Origin of the sequence: Rhodococcus sp. NPDC019647 (assembly GCF_044389235.1) — a bacterium.
GTDB lineage: Bacteria > Actinomycetota > Actinomycetes > Mycobacteriales > Mycobacteriaceae > Rhodococcus_F > Rhodococcus_F oxybenzonivorans.
In genome coordinates this window covers 42,064-63,707 of sequence record NZ_JBIRXS010000025.1, presented here as the reverse complement: position 1 = coordinate 63,707, position 21,644 = coordinate 42,064, and the positions used below count along the sequence as shown (strand labels likewise).

Genomic DNA, 21,644 nt, shown 5'->3' with positions numbered 1-21,644 from the left:
TGATCAGGTCCTTCTGTTCGTGAAGGCGGCAATGCGTTCCTGCATGTCCGGGCCCAGGCCCTCGCCCTCCATGACTTCCCACTGCAGCCCGGCGTCGAGCGGGCGGCCGTCCGTCGTGTCGAGCAGGCGCTTGTTGGCTGCATGCGAGAAGGGGGAGTTGGCGGCGACGAGGGTTGCCAGCGCCTCGATTTCTGCGTCGAAGGACGCGAGCGGGATGGTGTACTCGGCCAGCCCGATCCGAACGGCCTCTGCGGCGTCGATCATGTCCGCCGTGAACATCAGCCGCTTGGCGGTGGCGACGCCGACGCGGCGTGGGAGGCGCTGGCTCATGCCCCAGACGGGGGTGAGGGCGAACTTTGCGTGCGTGTCACCGAAGCGGGCGTCTGCCGCAGCAATGAGGAAGTCGGCGGCAAGCGCGACCTCGAGTGCGCCCGTGTAGCAGTGGCCGTGCACGGCGGCGATCACCGGCTGCGGCAGTTTTTCCAGCATCCGTAGCGTCTCGCTGTGCCATCCGGGGGAGGGCACCGACTCGCCGGCGGCGATGTCCGACAGGTCGTGTCCAGCGGAGAAGCACTTTCCTGCACCGCGCAGGACGACGCAGCGGACAGTGCTGTCGTCCCGCAAGGCCAGGACGTGCTCGCGGAGCTCGGCGAACAACGCCACCGTGAGTGCGTTGAGCTTGTCTGGACGGTTGAGCGTGAGCACCGTCCACCCGTCGTGGTCGGTGCGGACTACGAGTTCGCCCATCTGTCTCCCTTTCACCGTGTGTCGGTACTAACCGAACGCTAATAGTTTTGAGAGGGTAGTGTGCACACTCGCCAGCCACGGCACCCCTGTCACGGGTCGGTATAACGGTGTGCTGCGGATTCTGCTTCGTCGAGCCACCTTTGTATCCTTCGCGCAGGTAGGGCTGCCCCGGGCGCGGACCGGCACGCCATTTCGAAACGAGCTAAGTCGGATCAGAGACCGAGTGATTTGGCGATGATTGTTTTCATCACTTCGTTGGTGCCACCGTAAATGCGGGAGACGCGGGTATCTGCGTACAGACGCGCGATCGGGTACTCGAGTATGTATCCGTACCCGCCGTGCAGTTGTAGGCATTTGTCGATGACTCGGCCGGCTGCTTCGGTGCAGAACAACTTCGCTTTGGCCGCATCGGCGGCGGTGAGCTCACCGGCGTCGTGGAGCTCGAGGGCGCGGTCGGTCATGAGCTGCATGGCTTGGACTTCGGTGGCGGACTCCGCGAGCACGAATTTCGTGTTCTGGAACGAGGCGACGGGTTTGCCGAAGACGGCGCGTTCCTTCACGTAGGTGAGTGCGAACTGTAGTGCGGCGGTCGCGGTTGCGGTGCCTCCGATTGCGATGCCGAGTCGTTCCTGCGGAAGATTGTGGGCCAGGTAGGTGAAGGCCTTGCCTTCCTCACCGAGAAGGTCCTCGACGGGCACTTGCACGTCGACGAAAGACAGTTCGGCGGTGTCCGAGGCGCGCATCCCGATTTTGTCGAGCTTGCGTCCGACGGAAAAGCCGTCGGACGCGGTGTCGACGCACAGGATGGACAGTCCGTGGCGACGGTTGTCCACGGTGGGTGCCGATGTGCGGGCCACGACGAGGATGAGGTCTGCCAAAGCGCCGCCGCTGATGAACGTCTTCTGACCATTGAGGATGTAGTGGGTACCGTCCGGATTCAGTTTGGCGTGGGTGGTCATGCCTGCGAGGTCGGAGCCGGCGCCGGGTTCGGTCATCGCGATCGCGGTCATGATGTCACCAGATGCGAATCCGGTCATCCAGCGCTTCTTCTGCTCAGCGTTCGCATAGTTGAGCAGATACGGGAGAACCAGATCGGTGTGAATCGAAGTGTTTCCGAAGGTCACGCCTGCACGAGTGGTCTCTTCCGCGATGATCGCGGAGAACTTGAAACTGGTCTCCCCGGCGCCGCCGAACTGCTCCGGAACTTGAATGCCGAGAACCCCGAGATCGCCGAGTGTGCGGTAGAAGTCGCGGGGCGGATGACCTTGCTGTTCCCACTCCTGATGGACCGGTACAACTTCTTTCGCGATGAAGTCGCGGATGGTTTTCCGGAATGTGTCGTGGTCCTCGTTGTAGATCGTGCGCTGCACAGGACGTCCTTCGGGTACGGCGGATACGGGTGGGGTAGCTGCAGGTGTGACTCGGCGGCGGGTCTACTCAAAGGGGAGCGGAACAGGTAGAAGCGTCGATTCCTCCGACGAGCCGGATAGCGACGGCGCGGAGATGCGAATTGTGTAGTGTCAGTGTTTAGTTCGAGGAATGAAGGTTCTGCGGGACATTCCCGCCAGGTGGACGGGGTGTCGATGCAGTCCCTCGCAGCGTTGATGTGTTCGCGACGAACGGTCTATCTGGCAGCGATACTGTTGCGGGGAAGGGACGAAATCTACGAGTGTAATAGCAAAGTCGGGAAAGGTATGGGTGCCACATTCGAATGGCGCCCGGGCGTGCGAGACCCTGTATGGGTATCGTTGAACTGGGGCCACGGACAATGTGTGGCATTACGGCTGCGTGGCAGGATCCTGCACTCCAGCGTGCAGCAGTCTCGGCCTCGGTGACTTACTGATTCCTGAACGTTGCTGTTCGTTTCTGGAGAAACGCATCGACCGCTTCTCGGTGGTCCAAGGTTTGAGCACTGAGGATTTGTGTGCGGTTTTCGAGGTCGATGGCAGCCCTCATCGACGGTGATTCAAGGTTCGACCACAAGACCTCTTTGGTCATCCATACCCCGAATGGGCTGTTCCGGGAGATGGTCTCTGCGGTCTCGAGTGCAGCGTCGAGCAGGCGATCCAGTGGCTCGACCGACGATGCTAATCCGATCTGCTCCGCTTCCTCCGTGCCGATCGTGCGGCCGGTGAGCATAATTTGCGCAGCGCGAGAGAATCCGATCATCCGAGGCAGAAGCCAGCTCACTCCAATATCGCAATTGGAGAAACCCCGACGAATAAATGCGGGATGCAGGGAAGCATCGTCGGCAAGTATCCGGACATCGGACATCAGCGCGAGAGCAAGTCCGCCACCGGCAGCGGCGCCGTTGACAGCGGCAATGATGGGTGCACGCACGCTGCGGAAGGCATCCACCAAGCTCGCAATGTGCTGTTGAACCAGCATGCTGGATTGTATCCGCCCGAGGTCGTCGACTGCTCCCGGCGGGTCGTCGTAGCCGTGCAAGTCGACTCCTGCGCAGAAGGCACGGCCGGCACCTGTCAACACGACCGCGCGAACTGTGGAGTCGTGTCGCACTGCGGCAAGTACGCCGTGCAGTGCCTCGATCAGCTCCGAGTTCATGGCGTTGAGTCGCTCGGGTCTATTCAACCGAATTACAAGAATGCCGGGACGGGGCCGTTCGGTCAGTACGAGGTCGGGCATTGACGCTCCATGTTCCTTCGAGGGCCGCACACGCTGGGTATGAGGTAAGAGGTTGCGACCGCAATTGAGGCCAGACTAAATGGCAAAGTTTAAAACTGCAAGGTATGAGATTGGCATCCTTGAACTTTCGCGGAGCTTCCGGATCTGGAGCGTGTCGATCGCACGAGCGAGGTTGCCGCCGTGCGGCTGTGGTCGGTTCCCCCGTCGAAGTGGGCGGAAGCCCCGGGCATGTCGGCGCAGTCATTCGACCCGGAAGGTGATGGAACGCGTCCCATGCGGATGAAGTGGATCGTGATTCATGGTCGAGGAAGTTGTCTCTGTCATTGGGGCCGGATGCGTTGTGGGAAAGTGCCAAACCGTTGGTCTCACGTTTCGGCTTCCGGCCTCGCGGCGGTGGCAGTATGCGGCTCGACGGCCATGTGGTGTTCACGCGATCGTGTTCGTGTTGGCTGGCGGCTGGGCCTGGCGGAACCCGCCGTCGTCGGCCACCGTCGTCATTATCCGATCCTGGGACGGGACGCTCATTGCAATGAGAAGGTCCACGATGCTAACGTTGTCTCATTATTCATCAGTGTTGAGTAAGTGAGGAAGGCGAGCGCTTGGAACGTTGCAGTGGAGAGTCCACGCCTGGCGGATCGTCTCTTCGTCGGCGGTGAGCGGATGCCGAACGTTTCCGCAGGCCAGTTCGAGCACATCAACGCCACTCTGTTGAATCGACGGAAGAACGACCCTGCGAGCTACTTAATCCAAACCGACCAGATCCGGCCCCGACTCGGCCGGATTCCGTGACTGCGACATACATCAGCGAAACCCGCTGCAGTATATCGCGATCCACGATCGTTACGGAGGCTCTTGCCTCGGATGCGCCGGTTCGTGCCGACCGTCATCTCGAGCGCGTCCGTGATCAGTTCGGTGGTCCTGCCGACAGAACCATCGAAGAGATGGAATCCAAGTAGAAAAATATGTGTCTGACTTCTCTCATTCTCGGCGGGGATCCGTCCCGAGAATCGTGAGTGAATCCTGGAAGCGGTGCAGTGATGGCCCTCGATCCAAGAACCCCGATCCTGGTCGGCGGTGGGCAGGTTGACGAACGCAACGGTGGTGTCGAGCCCGTCGACCTCCTGGCGCGCGCCGCGCGTGCTGCTGCGGAGCAGGCGGGGTCGGTCCGATTGCTGGAGCTGGTCGACTCCGTGCGGGTAGTAGGTCTGCTCTCGTGGCGTTACCGCGACCCGGGCGCCCTGGTAGGTGAGCGGATCGGCGCGACCGTCCGTCATACCGGCTATTCCGGAAACGGTGGCAGCACACCGCAAGTGATGGTGAACTCCGCTGCGGAGGACATCTCGGCGGGCCGGACCGACGTCGTGCTCATCGGCGGCGCCGAATCGTGGCGCACCCGTACGAAATTACGTCAGCAGAAGCTGCGCCCCGAGTGGACGATGCAGGACGAGTCGGTTCCGGCTGCGAAGATCCTGGTCACGGACGTGCCGATGGACGCCGAGAGCGAACGGCGTATCGGCCTGGACCGGCCCTCGTACGTGTATCCGCTGTTCGAGCAGGCCCTGCGTGTGTCGGCGGGTCGTTCCCTCGACGAGCATCAACGGTTCATCGGTGATCTGTGGGTACGGTTCAGTGAGGTCGCGGCGACCAATCCGAATGCGTGGGTGAAACGCGCGTACACCGCGGACGAAATCGCTGTCCCGTCCGCCGACAACCGGATGATCTCCACGCCCTACACCAAGCTTCTCAATGCGAACAACATGGTCGATCAAGGTGCGGCAGTGCTGATGTGCTCGGTGGAGATCGCAACCAGACTCGGAATCCCCAAGGAGAACTGGGTCTTCCCGCAGTCGGGGACCGAAGCGTACGACACCTACGCGATTGCCGAGCGGACCGCGCTCGACCGATCACCGGCCATTCGTATTGCCGGTGCGCGGGCACTCGAACTCGCCGGTATCGGTCTCGACGACGTCGCACACGTCGACGTGTACTCGTGCTTCCCTTCGGCGGTACAGGTCGCAGCGAACGAACTCGGTCTGCCGCTGGACGATCCTGCGCGTCCACTCACGATCACCGGCGGACTGACCTTCGGAGGCGGACCGTGGAACAACTACGTGACCCACTCGATCGCCACCATGCTGACTCACCTGCGCGAAGCACCCGGTTCATACGGGTTGGTGACCGCCAACAGCGGCTACCTCACGAAACACGCGATGGGGGTATACCGGACCGAGCCGCCCGCCGGCGGATTCCGGCGCGTGGACGTACAGGCCGAGGTCGATGCGAAGCCGAAGACTTCGGCGCTGGTCTCGTACGAGGGAACGGCGACAGCGGAGGCGTGGACCGTGGTGTACGGACGCGGCGGCAACCTGGAGCGCGCGTTCCTCGCTGCGCGGACGCCGATGGGCGATCGTATTCTTGCGACTTGCACGGACGCCGAGAACCTCGCCCGACTTGCGACGAGTGACGTGGTCGGTGAGAAGGTGACGGTCGCACCCGGCGGAGACTTCCGCCTGGAATAGCAACGACGAAATGAAGCTGATCATTTGAGTTGAAAGCATCTGTCGGATACGCCCCACGGCGTGTCCTTGATCCAAGGAGTTCCCGTGTCTGTCCAAGGCTTCCGTTCCCTGTACGAACAGCATGTGGGTTATGTCGTCAGCGGAAATATGAAGGCGGCAATCGCCGATATGGTGCCCGGCAACCTCCCGCAGGTCTTCGACGGTGTCGATACCCCGCGCTCGGCCGTCGAATCGTTCCGGATCGTGGACGTCCGCGCCGAAGGTGATCTCATGGTCGGCGAGACCGTGTACGAGGTGAGTGACCGCACGATCGGACTCCGGTCGATCTGGGAACTCCACGGCGGACGCTGGCTCGCTGCCCGGCTCGAGAATTTCGACGTTGAAACAGGGGCGCAGGCATGACGGCGGCCGACGGACTCGACCTGCCGCACTGGGAGGGGTTCCTCGAGGACGAACTCCCTCTGCGGTTCCTGCTACAGCTGCCAACAATGGCAAGCGAGTGCCAGTGGCTCCACTGATCGACGATGGTCTGTGCCCGCCCGGTGAGGCGCCCGGCGAGTTCATGACGGTGGAGAATCTCACTGCTCTGGGCGGACAGCTTCCCGTCAGCGCCAGCGGCGGCAATCTGGCCGACTCCTTGGTCAACGGGCTGAACCTGGCCGGCGAAGCGGTCCGTCAGATCCGCCGAGCTCTCCGAATCGGGTTGTCGGCGCCGAACCTCCTTGTTCATGGGAGGGCCGGTGGCACCGCTGGTGAGTTCAGTGTTGTTCGGCAACGAAGACAACTTCTGACACGGTATTCGAAAGGTACGGATGACTACTGCATACGGTGAGATCGCAGATCGGAACGAACTGTTCATCGGGGGCCGGTGGGTGCCGCCGAAGTCCGGTGAGTCCACCGACGTGATCGAAGCTGCCACCGAGAAGATGCTGGCCCGAACCGCACTCGCCTCGAACGCCGATGTCGACGCGGCCGTCGCTGCGGCTCGCGCCGCCCTGGCTGGACCGTGGGGCACGATGAACGGTGCCGAACGCGCCGATCTGCTGGACCGGTTCGCGGCGGCACTGAAGGGGCGCGGCCGCGACACGGCTCGGTTGGTCAGTCGCGAGAACGGTATGCCGATCTCGTTGTCCAACGGGGCCAACGGGATCGGTCCTGCGGCGATGTTCTCGTACTATGCGGGTCTCGTCCGGGGTGACTCCGGTGAGGAGGTGCGACCCAGCGTATTCGGCGGACGTACCGTGGTGCGACGCGAACCGGTCGGAGTGGTCGCGGCCATCACACCGTGGAACTACCCTCAGCCGCTCGCCGCGATGAAACTGGCGCCGGCCCTGGCCGCGGGGTGCACTGTGATACTCAAGCCGGCACCGGAGACCGCATTGGATGCCTTCGTCTTCGCCGACGCCGCCGTCGAGGCCGGGCTCCCGGAGGGTGTCGTCAACGTCCTGCCTGCCGGACGCGAGACGAGCGCATATCTGGTGGAGCATCCCGGCGTCAACAAGGTGGCATTCACCGGGTCCACCGCAGCCGGGCGGGCAATCGGTGAGGTCTGTGGGCGGTTGTTGCGTCCGGTTTCCCTCGAACTCGGTGGCAAGTCTGCGGCGATCGTCACTGAGCAGGCCGATCTCGACCTGTTCACGAAGAACCTGCTCGAAGTCTCGCTGGTCAACAACGGTCAGACCTGCCACGCGAGCACCCGGATCCTTGCACCCCGGCCGCGCTACGACGAGGTCGTCGAGGCCGTGACCGAGACGGTGCGGACGTTGAGGGTGGGCGATCCTCTGGACAAGGCCACGCACATCGGTCCTTTGGTGTCCGCCGCGCAACGCGAGAGGGTGCTCGGGTACATCGAGGCCGGCCGCGCGGACGGCTACCGCGTCACCACCGGTGGGGGACGGCCGTCCTCGCAAGCGGTGGGCTGGTTCGTCGAGCCGACGGTGTTCGCGGATGTGGACAACTCCGCACGTATCGCGCAGGAGGAGATCTTCGGGCCGGTTTTGACGATCACCCCCTACGGTGACGAGGACGAGGCGGTCACGATTGCCAACGATTCGGATTACGGCCTCGGTGGCACGGTGTGGACCACCGACGAGCAGCACGGGCTCGAGTTGGCCGCCCGCATCCACACCGGAACCGTGGGTGTGAACCACTACGCGCTGGATCTCGCGGCGCCGTTCGGCGGTGTCAAGTCCTCCGGTCTCGGTCGCGAACTCGGCCCGGAGGGCCTGCACCCTTACTTCACCGCCAAGTCGGTCTACTTCGGCACCCACTGACCGGACCCTGACGTCATGACGAGCACACAACTTTGGAGCACAGGATGGCACTTCCTCTGCAGGGCGTTCGTGTCCTGGAACTGAGCGACGGCTTTGGTGACACCGCCGGCCGTTTCCTGGCCGATCTCGGCGCGGAGGTCGTGCGCGTCGAACTTCCGGGCGGGTCGGCGGCCCGTGCGGCCGAGCCTGTCCGCAATGGGGTGAGCATCCCGTTCGCGTTGCGCAATGCCAACAAGCTGGGAGTCGTCGTCGACGTGGACGACGAGGGCGGACGCGAGAGGCTTCGCGCGCTTGCCCGCCGGTCCGACATCCTGATCGAGTCGCTGCCGCCGGGCTATCTCGCGGCACGCGGAGTCGGCCCCTGCGACTTGCGGAAAGTGAATTCGACGCTCGTTGCGGTGTCGCTCACCCCGTTCGGCCAGAACGGCCCGTATCGGGACTGGGCCGTGACCGAGCCGGTGCTGTACGCGCTAAGTGGGGTGCTGTCGCGTTCGGGTGAACCCGGCGAACCGCCTTTGCTCCCGCCGAACGGGCTCGTCGACGAAACGGTCGGTGTGCACACGGCGTGGTCAGCCCTGCTCGCCTACTACGACCGCCTGCACACCGGGCAAGGGCAGTACGTGGACGTGTCGGCCTACGAGGTCGTCGTGCACGGCTTCGACCCCGGATTCGGCGTGCAGGGCTCCGCCGCCGCGGGACGATCCGAGGACTTCCCCCGCGGCCGGCCCGACGCCGCCAACTTCTATCCCGTCTACCGGTGCGCCGATGGACAGGTGCGGATCTGTCTTCTGGCCAAGCGGCAGTGGCGGGCGATGTTCGAATGGCTCGGGGAACCCGCGGAATTCGCCGATCCCAAGTACGACACCATCCCCGCGCGTTTCGCGGCGTCGGACCGGCTCAACCCGCTCATCGACACCCTGTTCGCACACTACACACGAGAGCAGCTGATCATCGAGGGAGCGGCGCGCGGTATCCCGATCGGGGGACTGAACACGGTCCCCGAGGTGCTCACCACCGAACACTTCGAGGTTGCCGGCACTTTCGTCGACACCGAGATCGCCCCGGGCGTGACCGCGCGGATCCCGTCCGGCTACGCCAAGATCAACGGTGATCGTGCCGGTGTCCGGTTCCGTGCACCCGAACTCGGCGAGCACGACGATGTCGTGTTCGCGGCGGGCCGCGACGGCCAAAGCTCGGCGATTCCCGCTCCCTCACACGGGGTCGGAGCGCGACCGTTCGAAGGCCTGCGTGTCCTCGACCTGGGAGTGATAGTGTTCGGCGCCGAACTCGGACGCCAGTTCGCGGACAACGGCGCCGACGTCATCAAGATCGAGAATTCGAACTTCCCGGACGGCCTGAGGCAGTCGCGCCGCAAGGGTGCGCTCGCCGCGTCGGTAGCGTGGGGTCACCGCAATCGTCGCAGCCTCGGGCTGAACCTCCGTACGCCGGAAGGTGTCCGGGTCTTTCGGGAGCTCGCTGCGGATGCGGACGTCGTGCTGGCCAACTTCAAACCGGGCACGTTGGCGTCGATGGGGTTGTCGTACGAGGAACTCGCGACGATTAATCCCCGGATCATCGTGTCGGAGAGCAGTGCCTTCGGCAGCGACGGGCCGTGGAACACGCGATTGGGATACGGTCCGTTGGTGCGGGCCGCCTGCGGAGTCTCGGCTCTGTGGCGCTCTTCGGACATCTCCGACGGGCTGTGCGACGGCTCGACGGTGTACCCGGACCATATTGCCGGGCAGGTCGCCGCGACGACGGTCTTAGCGGTGCTCATCGATCGACTCCGGACCGGGCGCGGCGCTGCTGTCGAGGTCGCCCAGGCCGACGTGGCGATCGTCGCTCTGGGCAACCAGCTTGTGGCCGAGTACCTCGACCCCGGGTCGATCACTGCTCCGGGCAACTCCGATCCCTACTCGGCGCCGTCGGGTGTCTTCCCTGCTGCTGGGGACGACGAATGGTGTGTGGTCGCGGTGCGCGACAATACCGACTGGCGGCGGCTGTGCGAGGTATTCGGACGACCCGAACTCGTCGACGACCCGCGTTTCGCGACCACCGCTGCACGCCTCGAGCGTCGTGCCGAGGCCGACCGGATCGTCGCCGAGTGGATTGCCGGACGTGGCCCGACCGAGGCGATGCAGGTACTGCAGGCCGGTGGTGTTCCGGCCGGTGCCATGATTCGTCTGCCGGAATTGCTCACCGACCCTCAGCTCGCCGCGCGTGGCGCGTACACCGAACTCGAACACGAACTGCTGCCGTCCCCGTTGCCTACCGCACGGCAGGTTGCGCACTTCGAGACGTTGCCGGTCTGGCCGCTCCGTCCGGCTCCACTGCCGGGCCAGCAGACACGGCAGATCTGTGAAACTTTGCTCGCGATGAGCGCGGAAGAGATCGACAGACTCGTCCAGGACGGGGTATTGCAGCCGACTGAGGACGATCCCGCGATGGCAGCGGCTCGCTGATTGCGCAGCAAATTTCGTAATGAAGTCACTGCAGGAGAGCGTGATGGCTCGTTACCCGTCAGAAGAACGGCCGATGGCGCGACGTTCTGGTGCCGTTCCATGGTCCCGAGGAGCTTTCTTCGTCGTAGGTCGAATCTTCAGCGCGACTTCGCAGCTGTTCTCGATCGAGAACGTGAAGATAGCTGCTGTTGAGTCGATCCGGAGCGCACGAAGAGCGCTATCGAGCTGTCGAGCAGCCGGATGGGGGTGCCATCGGATCACCGCGGATGTCCGCAGCGGGCATCAGGGGAACGAGTTTGTCCTGGGGTGGCGCACTGTGGATACCGAGGTGATGCGTCACCGAAAACTAGTTGAACAAGATTGCATAGCACGTGAAGTCCAGGAAGTGAGACGCTGATGACCATCTCTACCGAGCTCAGAAAACTTCGGGTGATCGGCAAGGACGTGCTTGCAGACGGTGTCGTCGCAATACGGCTCGCGGACCCGGACGGAGGCCCGGTTCCCGGCTGGGACCCTGGTTCCCACATCGACATCGTCATCGACGAGGCGACCGTGCGTCAGTACTCGCTGTGCGGCGACGCCGACGACCGCACGTGCCTGACGATCGCGGTCCTGCGCGAGGAGAACGGGCGCGGCGGATCGAAATGGGTGCACGACTCGCTGCAGGCCGGCGATCTCGTGTGCGTCGGCGGTCCGCGCAACAACTTCCGGTTCAAGCCCGCGCCATCCTGCCTCTTCGTCGCCGGCGGCATCGGCATCACGCCCCTGCTACCGATGCTCCGGGCGGCCGACGCGGCGGGATCGGACTGGCGACTGCTGTACGGCGGGCGTACCCGCAACAGCATGGCGTTCGCCGACGACCTCGTCGCTCGTTATCCCGACCGCGTCGACATCAGACCTCAGGACGAGTTCGGCATCCTTGATCTCGCCGCCGCGCTCGGCGCCCAGGACGCCGATACCGCCGTCTACTGCTGCGGCCCGGAACCTCTGCTACAGGCCATCGAAGACGAGTGCCGCGACCGCCCCCGAATCGACCTCCATGTCGAGCGTTTTGCAGCGAAGGAACGCCCCGCCGATGCCCTTGACGGAACGTTCGAGGTCGAACTCGCTCGAGCGGGCACCAGTTTGATCGTGGATGCGAACGAATCGCTGCTCGACGCATTGCTGCGTTCGGGAATGGACGTGCCGTTCTCGTGCGGCGAAGGTATATGCGGAACGTGTGAGGCCACGGTAGTGGAAGGCGTGCCCGACCATCGGGATTCGGTCCTCACTGAGGACGAGCAAGCTGCGAACGACTCCATGATGATCTGCGTGTCCCGGAGTTGCACGGCGAAAATCGTCTTGGATCTCTGATGGGTGCACCCGTAGTTCGTCGCGGGTTGCCAGGCAGTGGGGGTCGTTGAGGTCGTGGCCGCAGGCGCAGTCGAGTGCTTCGGCCGGGGTGCCCCCGCGGAGGCCGCTGGGCAGGAGTCTTCGTTGTCATCGTGGCCTGCCCGGCAGATCGCGAATCCCCGGGTGGTGGCCGATTCGGTGTAGCGCAGACGACCCAGTGGCAGCCTCGTGCCGTTGACTAGTTCACCGGTGACATAGGCGAATGCCCGTGGTAACGCACCTCCAGCCCGCGAGCTGAGGCCAGCGTTCGCCCGCGCGAGCAGGCGTGGGCGGACCGAGATCTTGGTCGATTCGGGCCGGCAGCCGATGCCGCCATTGCCGACGGCTCGGTATTTGTCTCGACGCTGTCCGTAGGTGGCGTATCCGATTCTGCCGTGAAGGAATCGAATGATTACGTGATCTGCCGCGCAGTGCGCGGCCGCGAAAAGTCCGGCCGAATTGGTGGCCGAGGTCGAGGCGTTGGCTTTGTGAACTGCTGGCCCGGGCCGACGTGCCGCTGACCCGGTGGAGCTGTCCGGAGCCGGCTCGTGAGGTCACGCCCCGAGGTATTGCCGGTACAATTCCGACCACCGACGGTGCGTCGGTGGTCGGCCGCCGACGGCGTCCAGGCTCGGCAGCGGACAGCGCAGTGTGCCGCCGGACGCGCTTCGGTCGATGCGGGTCGAGGCCGAGTACTCCCGACGCGGCACGCTGGCGTACTTCGCCGTCTACGACGTCCAGCCCGCCCGCGTGTTCGGTCGGTGCGAGCCCACCACCGGCATCGAGCCTTTCGGCCGGTTGGGGGAGCAGGTGATGACCACCGGACCCTACGCCGGCACCCGCCCCCTCGGCTGGACGTTCACTCGGACCGACTTGAACGAGCTGGTCAACCGCCTCCCGCCGCCACGATCCTCATGCGCCACACCCACTCGACGCACAACCTTGCCTGGTTGCGTGTCTGGCACCGACTCCGAGTGCCTGACCCCTAGCGGCGACCTGATTCATACCTTGTTGGTGAACCCAGCGTCCACGGTGAATGTGCCGCCAGTGGAATACTTTGCGGCGTCGGAAGCGAGATGCAGAACAAGATCGGTGACGTCGTTTGCATCTAGCGTGCCTGCCTCGGGAATCCACAAGGGATTCTGAATGTTGTCGATGATCTCGGGATGAGCTTGGATATGGTCTCGGAACGCGTCGTTGTCGATCATTGGGGTATTGACGCCGGTCGGATGAACCGTGTTAAAGCGAATGTTGTCTTTCGCATACACGTTTGCCCATGCACGCATGAGGCCGACGACACCATGCTTTGCTGCGACGTAACCCAGCGAACCGGGAGTCTCGTCGCCCATCCCGCGTAGTCCGGCGCTCGAACTGGTGATGACGACTGCGCCTCCGCGACCGCTTGCCTGAAGGTGCGGAAGCGCCGCGTAGACAGTGTTGAATACTCCCGACAGCATGACCTCGACAGCATCGTGAAAGGCGGGGATGGTCCGGCTCTCCGCGCCAACGATAGGCATGATGCCGGCGTTGGCGAGGACGATGTCGAGCCGGCCGAACTCGTCGACCCCGCCTTGGACCAGTCGGGTCACGGCGTCGAGGTCGCGGACGTCCGCTCGGTGTAGCGAGGCTCGTCGGCCGTGCATCTCGATCAATCGCGCGGTTTCGTCGAGATCAGCCGGTGTTGCCAGCGGGTACGGGACCGATTCGATGTTCGCGCAGATGTCGAAGCCGATGATGTCGGCGCCCTCTTTGGCCATGCGCACGGCGTGGGACCGTCCCTGGCCGCGCGCGACGCCGGAAATCAGGGCGACTTTTCCGTCCAGAAGACCCATTTGATCAGTCCTTTGCTTCTCCGGACCCAGCTCGCATCGATACTGTCGGCACTCGACAGCCTTGCGCTTCACGGTCATAGATTCAACGTTGTTGAGTATTGGGAGGACCGTATAAGCCTCATGGGGAGGTGTCAATCCCCGCCTCGCTATCGCGCACGCGCTCGGTCGCAGCTTTGGAGGTTGCTCACAATGGCGGCGAACATCCATGGCTGGCGGTATTGCGGTGGAGGTGAGAGTCTCTATTTCAGACCATATTTCGTGGGTTCGGCACTTTGAAACCGTAGCGTTCCTGGGTCTGTGATCTCTGGGTGCACACGCTCGACGTGACCTTGCTGTGCCGCGAGCTGGACTACCGATCGTTGACAGCGAGAAGTTCCGAGATGTGCTCATTGCGTGACTACGGTCACAGTGTTACCGTTTCGACGACTGTGTATTCATCTAAGTTGAGCTCCTCTTATCAGGAAGACATCCCCATGACTGCTACATCAGACAAGTCCACGGTTCTTCCCGGTCACTTATTGATCGGGAATGAGCGACTGACCTCGGCCTCGGGGGGCAGCTTCGATCACGTCAATCCCAGTACGGGACGGGCTCAGCGGTCGCTCCCGTTGGCCGGCCTGGCAGAGATCGACCGCGCAGTCGATATCGCTCGCGCCGCCTTGCCCGCGTGGTCACGCTGGAACCCCGTGGAACGACGACGCGTGCTGCAACGTTTCGCCGAGCTGATCCGGGCGGAGTCCGAGAATCTCGCTGTTATTGCGTCGCTGGAAATGGGTGCGCCTATAACCCAATCACCGTTTCTCGTAGATTGGGGTGCGGACTGGATCGAAGAGGCAGCCGGCTGGGCGGACCGGCTTCACGGCGACGTATCTCCGTTGTCTTCACGCAACGTCCATGAGTACACCTCGGTCGAGCCGGTCGGCGTCGTTGCTGCACTACCATCGTGGAACGCATCGGTCGGCGCCTTCGGCATGACTATCGCCGCACCGCTGGCAGCGGGGTGCACAGTGGTGGCAAAGCCCTCGGAGCTTGCACCCTTCGCTGCTCTCCGAATCGGGGAGATCGCTCTTCAGGCAGGCGTGCCGGCCGGGGTCCTCAATGTGGTGACCGCTGGGATCGAGGCATCGGAGGCACTCGTCTCTCACCCAGGCGTGGACAAGATTACGTTTACCGGCGGGCCGAGTACCGCCCGCCGGATCGCAGAGGTAGCAGCACGAGCACTGACGCCGGCCGTCTTCGAGTTGGGCGGTAAGTCTGCGAGCCTTATCTTTGCGGACGCAGACATCGATCGCGCCCTCTCGATGGCGACGATGGTGGCTATGAACGCTGGCCAAGCATGCACGTTGGGCACTCGTATCCTGGTGCACGAGTCGCGTCGAGACGAGTTCATGGAAAAACTCGTAGCCGCGGTGAGTTCGATCCCGATCGGTGACCCATTCACCGAGGGTGTTGCCATGGGCCCCGTGATCAGTGAGAAGGCCGTCGACCGGATAACGGGCATGGTCGAGCGAAGCCGGACTTACGGCGAAGTCATCACCGGAGGCGAGCGGTGCGGCGGCGAGTTGGCTGACGGCTTCTTCCTCAGCCCGGCCGTCGTCGCACTCCCCTCAAATGACGTCGAGTTAGCGCGAGACGAGGTCTTCGGCCCTGTACTGGGCGTGCAGACCTTCGTAGACGAGGAAGAAGCCGTCGCGATCGCCAACGACTCGGATTTCGGCCTGGCCGGTTACCTCTTCACCTCCGACATCTCGAGGGCGCACCGAGTGGCCGGAGCGCTCGACACCGGCAACGTCGGCGTCAACGGTGGGTGGGCGCCCGCGGGCCCCCAGATCGGGTTTGGTGGTCGTAAACAAAGTGGATATGGCATCCAGGGCGGGCTGCAGGGAACTCTTGAGTTCGTATCTTTCAAGTCAGTGCAGATCGCACTCTGAGGACAGCGGATTACAGTGTGACGCAGCGGTTAAACTGTGCAGGGCGGCATCGACTACTCTGCGGCGAGTGAAGCCGAATCTGCATCGGAAGGCAGAATGCGTTCACGCACCAAGATCGACGGCTTAGAGCGTGTCTCACGTGGATGGCTTTTTGAAGCAAGCCAACGCAGATTGTGTACGAGCGCGGCGCAGAGCACCCACGCGGAGCTCGCTTCGAAATCACCCGGCAGCCTGTGCGACAGGGGTCCGACGATGAGATCGGCGGAAACGGATTCAATGCTTGTATGCCGGAGGTGGGTGACATCGGCATCGACCACTGGGGAGGCGTGGTTTGTGAAAATCGGGTGATACTCCCACACCGGGAACAACGCGTCAGGGAAGAGGGTATTTGACGCGTCGCACGCTCAACCGAGCGGTGGTCGGAACCCTGGCGAAAGTAAAAGAAGTGTAGGCGATTTCAGAGACCCCACTTTCGAAGATTCAGCTTCAGGTTCCGGTGTCGGGTCGCGGGTCGCTCCGGGGTATTTCACTGGGGTCCACACCTCGTCGGTAATCGACCCGATCGCGCGTTGGATCGCGGTGTTCTTACCAGACGTGTGTGAAGTGTATTTCGCGCGCAGGAATGTTGAGATGACCGCGCGGGCGCCGTGAGACCCGACAACTACTCATCAAATATTGCCCCTCTCACTATCGGACTGCGCAGGCCATTGCGAGCAGCGCTTTCGGAGGAGGCGTCAAGGATCAATCCCACTTAGCTTGTGGTAACTGTGCTGTTAGATGGAGGTTTTGGCGTGTCATTGTTGGCCGTGCCGGCCCGCGACTGGCTAACGTCGCGGCGTGAAAGATACCGACACGGTGCCGCTGATCGATCAAATCTCGTTGGGCGTGTTGACCTCGTCGGTACCACGTGACGACATCGAGGTCGTGCTCGGCGAACACGGGGTTCGGGCGAAGCGCCGCGGCGGGTCGCTACCACCGCACGTGATGATGTACTACGTGATCGCGATGGCGTTGCACGCCGACCTCGACTACGAAGGTGTGTGGCGCAAGCTGACCGAACCGCTGCGTTGCTGGGGAACGTGGGATCCGAGTTGGGACATCCCGACCTCGGGTGGCATCACCCAAGCACGTCAACGGTTGGGGTTCGAGACTGTCAAAGCCCTGTTCGAGCGGATCGCGGTCCCGGTCTCAGAGTTGTTGACAACCAACGTGTTCTGCGCTGGGAAGCGGCTGGTGTCGATGGACGGCATGGTGTTTGACCTGTTCGATAGCACAGCCAACCGTGAAGAATTCGGCACCCCGACCGGCGGCGCGTTCCCGCAGGCGCGGGTGGTGACGTTGACCGAGAGCGCCTCGCATGTGAGCCTGGGCGCGCAGATCAGTGGCGTGAGCGGCAAGGGCAGCGGTGATCGCAGTGCCGCGGCCGAGTTGGTGGGTTTACTCGAGTCCGACATGCTGTTGATCTGCGATGCGGGGTTCTACAGTTTCGACCTGTGGTCCAAGGCCTACGAAACCGGGGCTGAGCTGCTGTGGCGTGTGGGTGACATCATGGAGCTGCCCGTGCTGGAGTCCTGCGGGGACGGCTCGTACATGACGTTGCTGTTCAACCCGACAACACCGAAGCCGCAACGCGCCCAGTTGATCCATCTCGCCGGTGGTGGGGATGATCTGGTCGGTGAGGAAGGTCGGGTCCAGTGGGCGCGGGCCATCGAGTACGAGGTCGACGACCGCGGGTTCGGTGAGTTGATCTGTTTGCTCACCACATGTTTCGAGCCGAAACATACTCCTGCCGGGATGCTCGCTCACGTCTACCACCAGAGGTGGCAGCACGAAGCGGCGAACCGGGAGATCAAAACGCAGATGCGGGGAGCCGGGCAGATCCTGCGGTCCCGGTCCCCGGAGATGGTGCGGCAGGAGATCTACGGGTATCGCCTCGCTCATTACGCGGTCTGCGCGTTCCTCTGTCAGGCCGCGACCGAGACCAGTATCGATCCAGGGCGGATCAAGTTCACCAACAGCATCCGTATCATCGCCGACAGGCTCGCTGATCCGGATGCTTTTTCCCCTGACCGTCAACACCGGATCCGCGCCGAGATCATCGCCCGTGTCACCGCGAAATGTAACCGCAATCCTGTCCGTCACCGCAGCTATCCCCGTGTGGTCAAACGTACCCGACCCAACCTTATCCGGTGAAGCGGTAGGGACACAGCGGAACCCGCTATAGCGGGGCGGCGGTGATTCGCTTGGCGAATCAATCGTTCATCACGCCGGACGCTGGGAAACCGCTGGTCACAGCCCTTCAAGCCGCCAGCTAAGCGGCATTGCGTCAAGAATGCCTTCGATGCTGACACGAAACCATCACTGCAGCAGTGAATTCTAAGAAAGCCCCGTTGACATTTAATCCCAATGCCTTTAGTTTCAATTCATGACGCAGATCACAGCTCAAGAGCAGATGATCGATGCCGCTGAAGAACTGGTCGCCGAAGGTGGGATCGCAGCTATGACTCTGCGTCAGGTCCACGCACGAGCGGGGCAATCCAATAAGGTTGCGGCGCAGTACCACTTTGGATCGAAGTCTGGACTGATCGCGGCGGTGGTGGAACGCCGGATGTCGATAATCAACGAACACCGGCGGGTCATACTGAGTCGTATAGGGTCGGCCGGGAGGGTGGTGGCATCCAGAGAGCTCATCGAAGCTCTGATCATGCCGTTCGTGCAGGAAACCGTGATGCGTGAAAATAGTTACTACGCAAGGTTTCTGGTGCAGTGCACGAACGATCCGCTCTTCGTGGACATGACCTACGAGAAATCCCATGCCGACACTGTTCGAGAAGTGATGGATCGGCTCGTCGAGCGGAGTCCGCTACCGGTGGAGACAGCACGAAACCGTGCCATGAACATGGCACACTTGATCGCGGTTGCCGTCGCCAGGATCGAAGGCTCCAGCACCGAGATCGACGATCTTTCTGCGAGAATCACTGATCTCGTCGACTCTTGCGTTGGCCTTTTCGAAGCTCCGACCACACTCGTCGACCTGTAGGGCTGACCGTCCTACAGGTTACCGGTTAGCTCTCTGCCTAATCGCAATCAATGATCACGCACAACGTGCTGCACCATATGGCGCGTCGTGAGCGATGTGCACGGCTGCGACAGTCTCCGTTGACTGGCTCCGAGCAGACACATTCATCCTCCGCGAACAGTTCAGGGCGCTGTGCCCCGTACCTCAACCACATCACCCATCTGGCTATTTCGCCATATCTACAACCGAAGGAATCCTATGTTGCGCCAGCACCCCATCACGCCCGACTTCGTTGCCGCTGTTGGGCTGGGACCGATCCTGTCCCGCTTGTCGACGGACTCATTCGGTCCGCAGACCTACGACCGAATCACGGTCACTCCCGCGACTCCGACGATCGGTGCCGAAATCAGCGGGGTCGACCTGGGGATCTAGATGAGGAGATGTTCGCCGAAGTCGAGCGTGCACTGCTCGAGTGGAAGGTCCTGTTCTTCCGAAACCAGCACATCACCCGCGAGCAACACCGCCACTTCGCAGCCCGTCTCGGCGAGATCGAAATCCATCCCTTCTTTCGCCATGCGGAGCCTGGTCAGACCGCGGCAGACGTCAACACCCTCGCGCGCGACACAAATAATGCCGGCTTCGAGAACAACTGGCACAATGACGTCACATTCTTCGAAACCCCCTCCAGAGCAGCGATTCTCCGGGCCATTGAGGTCCCTCCGATCGGCGGCGACACGTTATGGGCCGACATGGGTGCCGCATACGATGCTCTCACCGACGAGGTGAAGGAGCGCCTCGATACGCTTCGTGCCGAACACGACTGGATCCATACCTTCGGCCGCTATATGCAAGACGATGTGCGCGAAGCGTTCCGCGTGGACTACCCGCCGGTGGAGCACCCGGTGATCCGGGTCGTCCCGGAGACCGGACGGCGAGTGTTGTTCGTCAACGCCCTGTTCACCACCCGCATCGTCGGTCTCTCCGACCAGGAGTCGAATGACCTGCTCGACGGCCTGTACCGCCATATCCAGCGGCCGGAGTTCCAGGTTCGTCTCAGATGGCAACCCGACACGATTGCCTTGTGGGACAACCGATCCTGCCAACACTACGCAACCAGCGACTACTTCCCTGCCCGACGGGTGATGGAACGTATTTCCGTCGTCGGCGAGCGCCCCATCGGGGCGTCGTCATGATCGCGAACGCATCGGTGAAAACCTGCAATCCGTCTCACGGATCGTACCGTACCGACGGAGGATTCTGATGGCGCCGCATCCGGGAAAATCGTCTTCCCCGCCCGCATCACCCACCGTCGACATATCGGCCTCGACTATGCGGTCGACCGCCGACAACCTGTCCAAACGCCGCTCGATCGTCATTGTTTTTCTACTCGTCTTGCTGATCGAGGTCTTTTCGTTCGAGTTCATCATGATTGCGCCGGCACTTCCGAACATCGCCGCGCACTTCGGCGTCACCAGCGTGAGCGTCGTGTACGCCATCGGACTGCTGGTGGGCGCGGTCGTGGTCCCGGTCTTCGCCAAACTCGGTGACCGATACGGCAAAAAGAAAGTACTGCTCAGCGCGTCCGGTGCCGTCGCCGTCGGTGCCCTCATCTGCATCGTGGCCCCGACCTTCGAGATCCTGCTGCTGGGGCGCGCCGTGCAAGGCATCGGCATGATCGGCTCGGTGATCACTTACGGACTGATTCGTGATCTCCTGCCGGCGCAGTGCGTCCCTCTCGGTATCGGCGGCATCGGAGTTGGGTTCGGTGTCGCTGGTCTACTTGGCCCGCTTCTCGGTGGCTGGCTGATCGACAACAGCGGATGGCAGGCAGCCTTCTGGTTTTTGTTCGTATACGTCATCATCACCGGCCTGCTGGTAGCGGTGTTCGTACCGGAAACCGATGTGCGTGCCCGCCACAAGGTCGACTACCGCGGTGCACTCATTCTCGGTGTCGGGGTAGGGCTCCTCATGTACGCCGCAACGTTCGAGAACTACCGGATCGCGGCGGCAGTCGTGGGGCTCACCGCTTTGATCAGCTTCTATTTTATCGAGCGGAGGACCGCTGAACCACTGATCTCGTTTCGTCTGCTTGTCTACCCCCCGGTATGGACAACTCTCGCGGTCTGCGCACTCCTAGGCGCAGCCATCGCCGCCGGAAACGGAATCCTGCCCCAAATGCTGCGAGCAACCTCCTCCCCAGGTTCCGCCATGCCGGGCTTGGGCTTGACCGCCATGGAATACGCGCTCTACCTCGGCATCCCGATAGGAGTGAGCGGCGCATGCACCGGCATCGCCGCCGGCTGGTGCAGCCGCCGATGGGGTCCGCGCCTTCCCCTCCTCGCCAGCGGGACGTTCTGGCTGGCCGCCTGCGCGCTCCTGGCCGGGGGAATCGCCACGAGCGTTAGCGCGGTCATGACCGTGGGACTCCTACTCGGTATGGGACAGGGCTGCTACTACGCGTCCTCGGGCAATATGTTGATCGAAGCCGTACCGGCGACCTCCCAAGGCATCGGCGCTTCGATGAAGTTCCAAGCCGAGCAACTGTCAGGCTCGCTGAGCCTGGCGGTCTTCGGGCTCATCTTGGCGTCCTCGGTCCAAGGCATCGACCCACAGACCTCCATGGTTCAGTACGACATGGACGGGTTCAAGATCGTGTTCTTCATACTGGCTCTCGTCTGCGTCGCAGGCGTTGCCGGAGTACTTCGCATGAAACACGGTCGTACCCCGGCCAGTGGCGGTACCCTCTCCGACCGGCCCGAAGTCGTCGACCTCGAAAATACCCACTGATCGGCGGCATCCGAGATCGACCGCGCCTCCACGGACCCGGACGGTGCGTTACCCCGC

15 protein-coding genes and 1 pseudogene are annotated in these 21,644 nt (G+C 62.8%); 12 read left to right on the top strand and 4 right to left on the bottom strand.

Features of this window, described 5'->3' with window-relative positions:
- Window positions 1-3 precede the first annotated feature (3 nt).
- The 3 genes from ACH49N_RS30080 to ACH49N_RS30070 all read right to left on the bottom strand — a co-directional run bounded on the left by ACH49N_RS30080 (window position 4) and on the right by ACH49N_RS30070 (window position 3,393).
- Entirely contained in the window at window positions 4-747 is a 744-nt protein-coding gene (locus tag ACH49N_RS30080; protein ID WP_358276399.1) for an enoyl-CoA hydratase/isomerase family protein, read from the bottom strand.
- A gap of 212 nt (window positions 748-959) precedes the next feature.
- Window positions 960-2,117 carry an acyl-CoA dehydrogenase family protein gene (locus ACH49N_RS30075; protein ID WP_358276398.1) on the bottom strand — a complete coding sequence of 386 codons (1,158 nt, stop codon included), beginning with the start codon at window positions 2,115-2,117 and terminating at the stop codon, window positions 960-962.
- 466 nt (window positions 2,118-2,583) lie between these two features.
- Window positions 2,584-3,393 carry an enoyl-CoA hydratase-related protein gene (locus tag ACH49N_RS30070; protein ID WP_358276397.1) on the bottom strand — a complete coding sequence of 270 codons (810 nt, stop codon included), beginning with the start codon at window positions 3,391-3,393 and terminating at the stop codon, window positions 2,584-2,586.
- A 1,037-nt stretch (window positions 3,394-4,430) separates the two neighbouring features.
- Between ACH49N_RS30070 and ACH49N_RS30065 the strand changes: the two genes are divergently transcribed.
- The 6 genes and pseudogenes from ACH49N_RS30065 to ACH49N_RS30040 all read left to right on the top strand — a co-directional run bounded on the left by ACH49N_RS30065 (window position 4,431) and on the right by ACH49N_RS30040 (window position 12,000).
- Window positions 4,431-5,912 (top strand): acetyl-CoA acetyltransferase, encoded by a 1,482-nt coding sequence (locus ACH49N_RS30065; RefSeq protein ID WP_358276396.1) that lies wholly within the window; start codon window positions 4,431-4,433, stop codon window positions 5,910-5,912.
- Between the two features lie 84 nt (window positions 5,913-5,996).
- Complete coding sequence (locus ACH49N_RS30060; protein ID WP_358276395.1) at window positions 5,997-6,314, top strand: hypothetical protein; 318 nt, start codon at window positions 5,997-5,999, stop codon at window positions 6,312-6,314.
- Window positions 6,315-6,417: 103 nt separating this feature from the next.
- Window positions 6,418-6,703, top strand: a pseudogene (locus ACH49N_RS30055) (thiolase C-terminal domain-containing protein); the annotation flags it as partial.
- 21 nt (window positions 6,704-6,724) lie between these two features.
- Window positions 6,725-8,185, top strand: a complete 1,461-nt coding sequence (locus ACH49N_RS30050) for an aldehyde dehydrogenase (RefSeq protein WP_358276394.1) — start codon at window positions 6,725-6,727, stop codon at window positions 8,183-8,185.
- Window positions 8,186-8,229: 44 nt separating this feature from the next.
- Window positions 8,230-10,647, top strand: a complete 2,418-nt coding sequence (locus ACH49N_RS30045) for a CoA transferase (protein ID WP_358276393.1) — start codon at window positions 8,230-8,232, stop codon at window positions 10,645-10,647.
- A 396-nt stretch (window positions 10,648-11,043) separates the two neighbouring features.
- Complete coding sequence (locus ACH49N_RS30040) at window positions 11,044-12,000, top strand: PDR/VanB family oxidoreductase (RefSeq protein WP_358276392.1); 957 nt, start codon at window positions 11,044-11,046, stop codon at window positions 11,998-12,000.
- 1,019 nt (window positions 12,001-13,019) lie between these two features.
- On the opposite strand, the gene ACH49N_RS30035 is transcribed toward ACH49N_RS30040, so the two are convergent.
- Window positions 13,020-13,850 (bottom strand): mycofactocin-coupled SDR family oxidoreductase, encoded by an 831-nt coding sequence (locus ACH49N_RS30035; RefSeq protein WP_358276391.1) that lies wholly within the window; start codon window positions 13,848-13,850, stop codon window positions 13,020-13,022.
- A 473-nt stretch (window positions 13,851-14,323) separates the two neighbouring features.
- Here ACH49N_RS30035 and ACH49N_RS30030 point away from each other — a divergent pair, with 473 nt between their 5' ends.
- From ACH49N_RS30030 to ACH49N_RS30005, 6 genes are all read left to right on the top strand, one after another.
- Window positions 14,324-15,781: an aldehyde dehydrogenase family protein gene (locus ACH49N_RS30030; protein ID WP_358276390.1), complete on the top strand. Its 1,458-nt coding sequence runs from the start codon at window positions 14,324-14,326 to the stop codon at window positions 15,779-15,781.
- A gap of 837 nt (window positions 15,782-16,618) precedes the next feature.
- Window positions 16,619-17,974 (top strand): IS4 family transposase, encoded by a 1,356-nt coding sequence (locus ACH49N_RS30025; protein WP_358276389.1) that lies wholly within the window; start codon window positions 16,619-16,621, stop codon window positions 17,972-17,974.
- Window positions 17,975-18,206: 232 nt separating this feature from the next.
- On the top strand, window positions 18,207-18,821 hold the full coding sequence (locus ACH49N_RS30020; RefSeq protein ID WP_358276388.1) for a TetR family transcriptional regulator: 615 nt from the start codon (window positions 18,207-18,209) through the stop codon (window positions 18,819-18,821).
- A 237-nt stretch (window positions 18,822-19,058) separates the two neighbouring features.
- Complete coding sequence (locus ACH49N_RS30015) at window positions 19,059-19,232, top strand: hypothetical protein (protein WP_358276387.1); 174 nt, start codon at window positions 19,059-19,061, stop codon at window positions 19,230-19,232.
- 8 nt (window positions 19,233-19,240) lie between these two features.
- Window positions 19,241-19,993 (top strand): TauD/TfdA family dioxygenase, encoded by a 753-nt coding sequence (locus tag ACH49N_RS30010; protein WP_358276386.1) that lies wholly within the window; start codon window positions 19,241-19,243, stop codon window positions 19,991-19,993.
- A 67-nt stretch (window positions 19,994-20,060) separates the two neighbouring features.
- Window positions 20,061-21,587: an MFS transporter gene (locus ACH49N_RS30005; protein WP_358276385.1), complete on the top strand. Its 1,527-nt coding sequence runs from the start codon at window positions 20,061-20,063 to the stop codon at window positions 21,585-21,587.
- Window positions 21,588-21,644: the final 57 nt, after the last annotated feature.

Bases quoted from the DNA above. Each gene is read 5' to 3' on its own strand.
- ACH49N_RS30080 (WP_358276399.1), bottom strand. From the start codon at position 747: ATGGGCGAACTCGTAGTCCGCACCGACCACGACGGGTGGACGGTGCTC.
- ACH49N_RS30070 (WP_358276397.1), bottom strand. From the start codon at position 3,393: ATGCCCGACCTCGTACTGACCGAACGGCCCCGTCCCGGCATTCTTGTA.
- ACH49N_RS30065 (WP_358276396.1), top strand. From the start codon at position 4,431: ATGGCCCTCGATCCAAGAACCCCGATCCTGGTCGGCGGTGGGCAGGTT.
- ACH49N_RS30050 (WP_358276394.1), top strand. From the start codon at position 6,725: ATGACTACTGCATACGGTGAGATCGCAGATCGGAACGAACTGTTCATC.
- ACH49N_RS30045 (WP_358276393.1), top strand. From the start codon at position 8,230: ATGGCACTTCCTCTGCAGGGCGTTCGTGTCCTGGAACTGAGCGACGGC.
- ACH49N_RS30040 (WP_358276392.1), top strand. From the start codon at position 11,044: ATGACCATCTCTACCGAGCTCAGAAAACTTCGGGTGATCGGCAAGGAC.
- ACH49N_RS30035 (WP_358276391.1), bottom strand. From the start codon at position 13,850: ATGGGTCTTCTGGACGGAAAAGTCGCCCTGATTTCCGGCGTCGCGCGC.
- ACH49N_RS30030 (WP_358276390.1), top strand. From the start codon at position 14,324: ATGACTGCTACATCAGACAAGTCCACGGTTCTTCCCGGTCACTTATTG.
- ACH49N_RS30020 (WP_358276388.1), top strand. From the start codon at position 18,207: ATGACGCAGATCACAGCTCAAGAGCAGATGATCGATGCCGCTGAAGAA.
- ACH49N_RS30015 (WP_358276387.1), top strand. From the start codon at position 19,059: ATGTTGCGCCAGCACCCCATCACGCCCGACTTCGTTGCCGCTGTTGGG.
- ACH49N_RS30010 (WP_358276386.1), top strand. From the start codon at position 19,241: ATGTTCGCCGAAGTCGAGCGTGCACTGCTCGAGTGGAAGGTCCTGTTC.
- ACH49N_RS30005 (WP_358276385.1), top strand. From the start codon at position 20,061: ATGGCGCCGCATCCGGGAAAATCGTCTTCCCCGCCCGCATCACCCACC.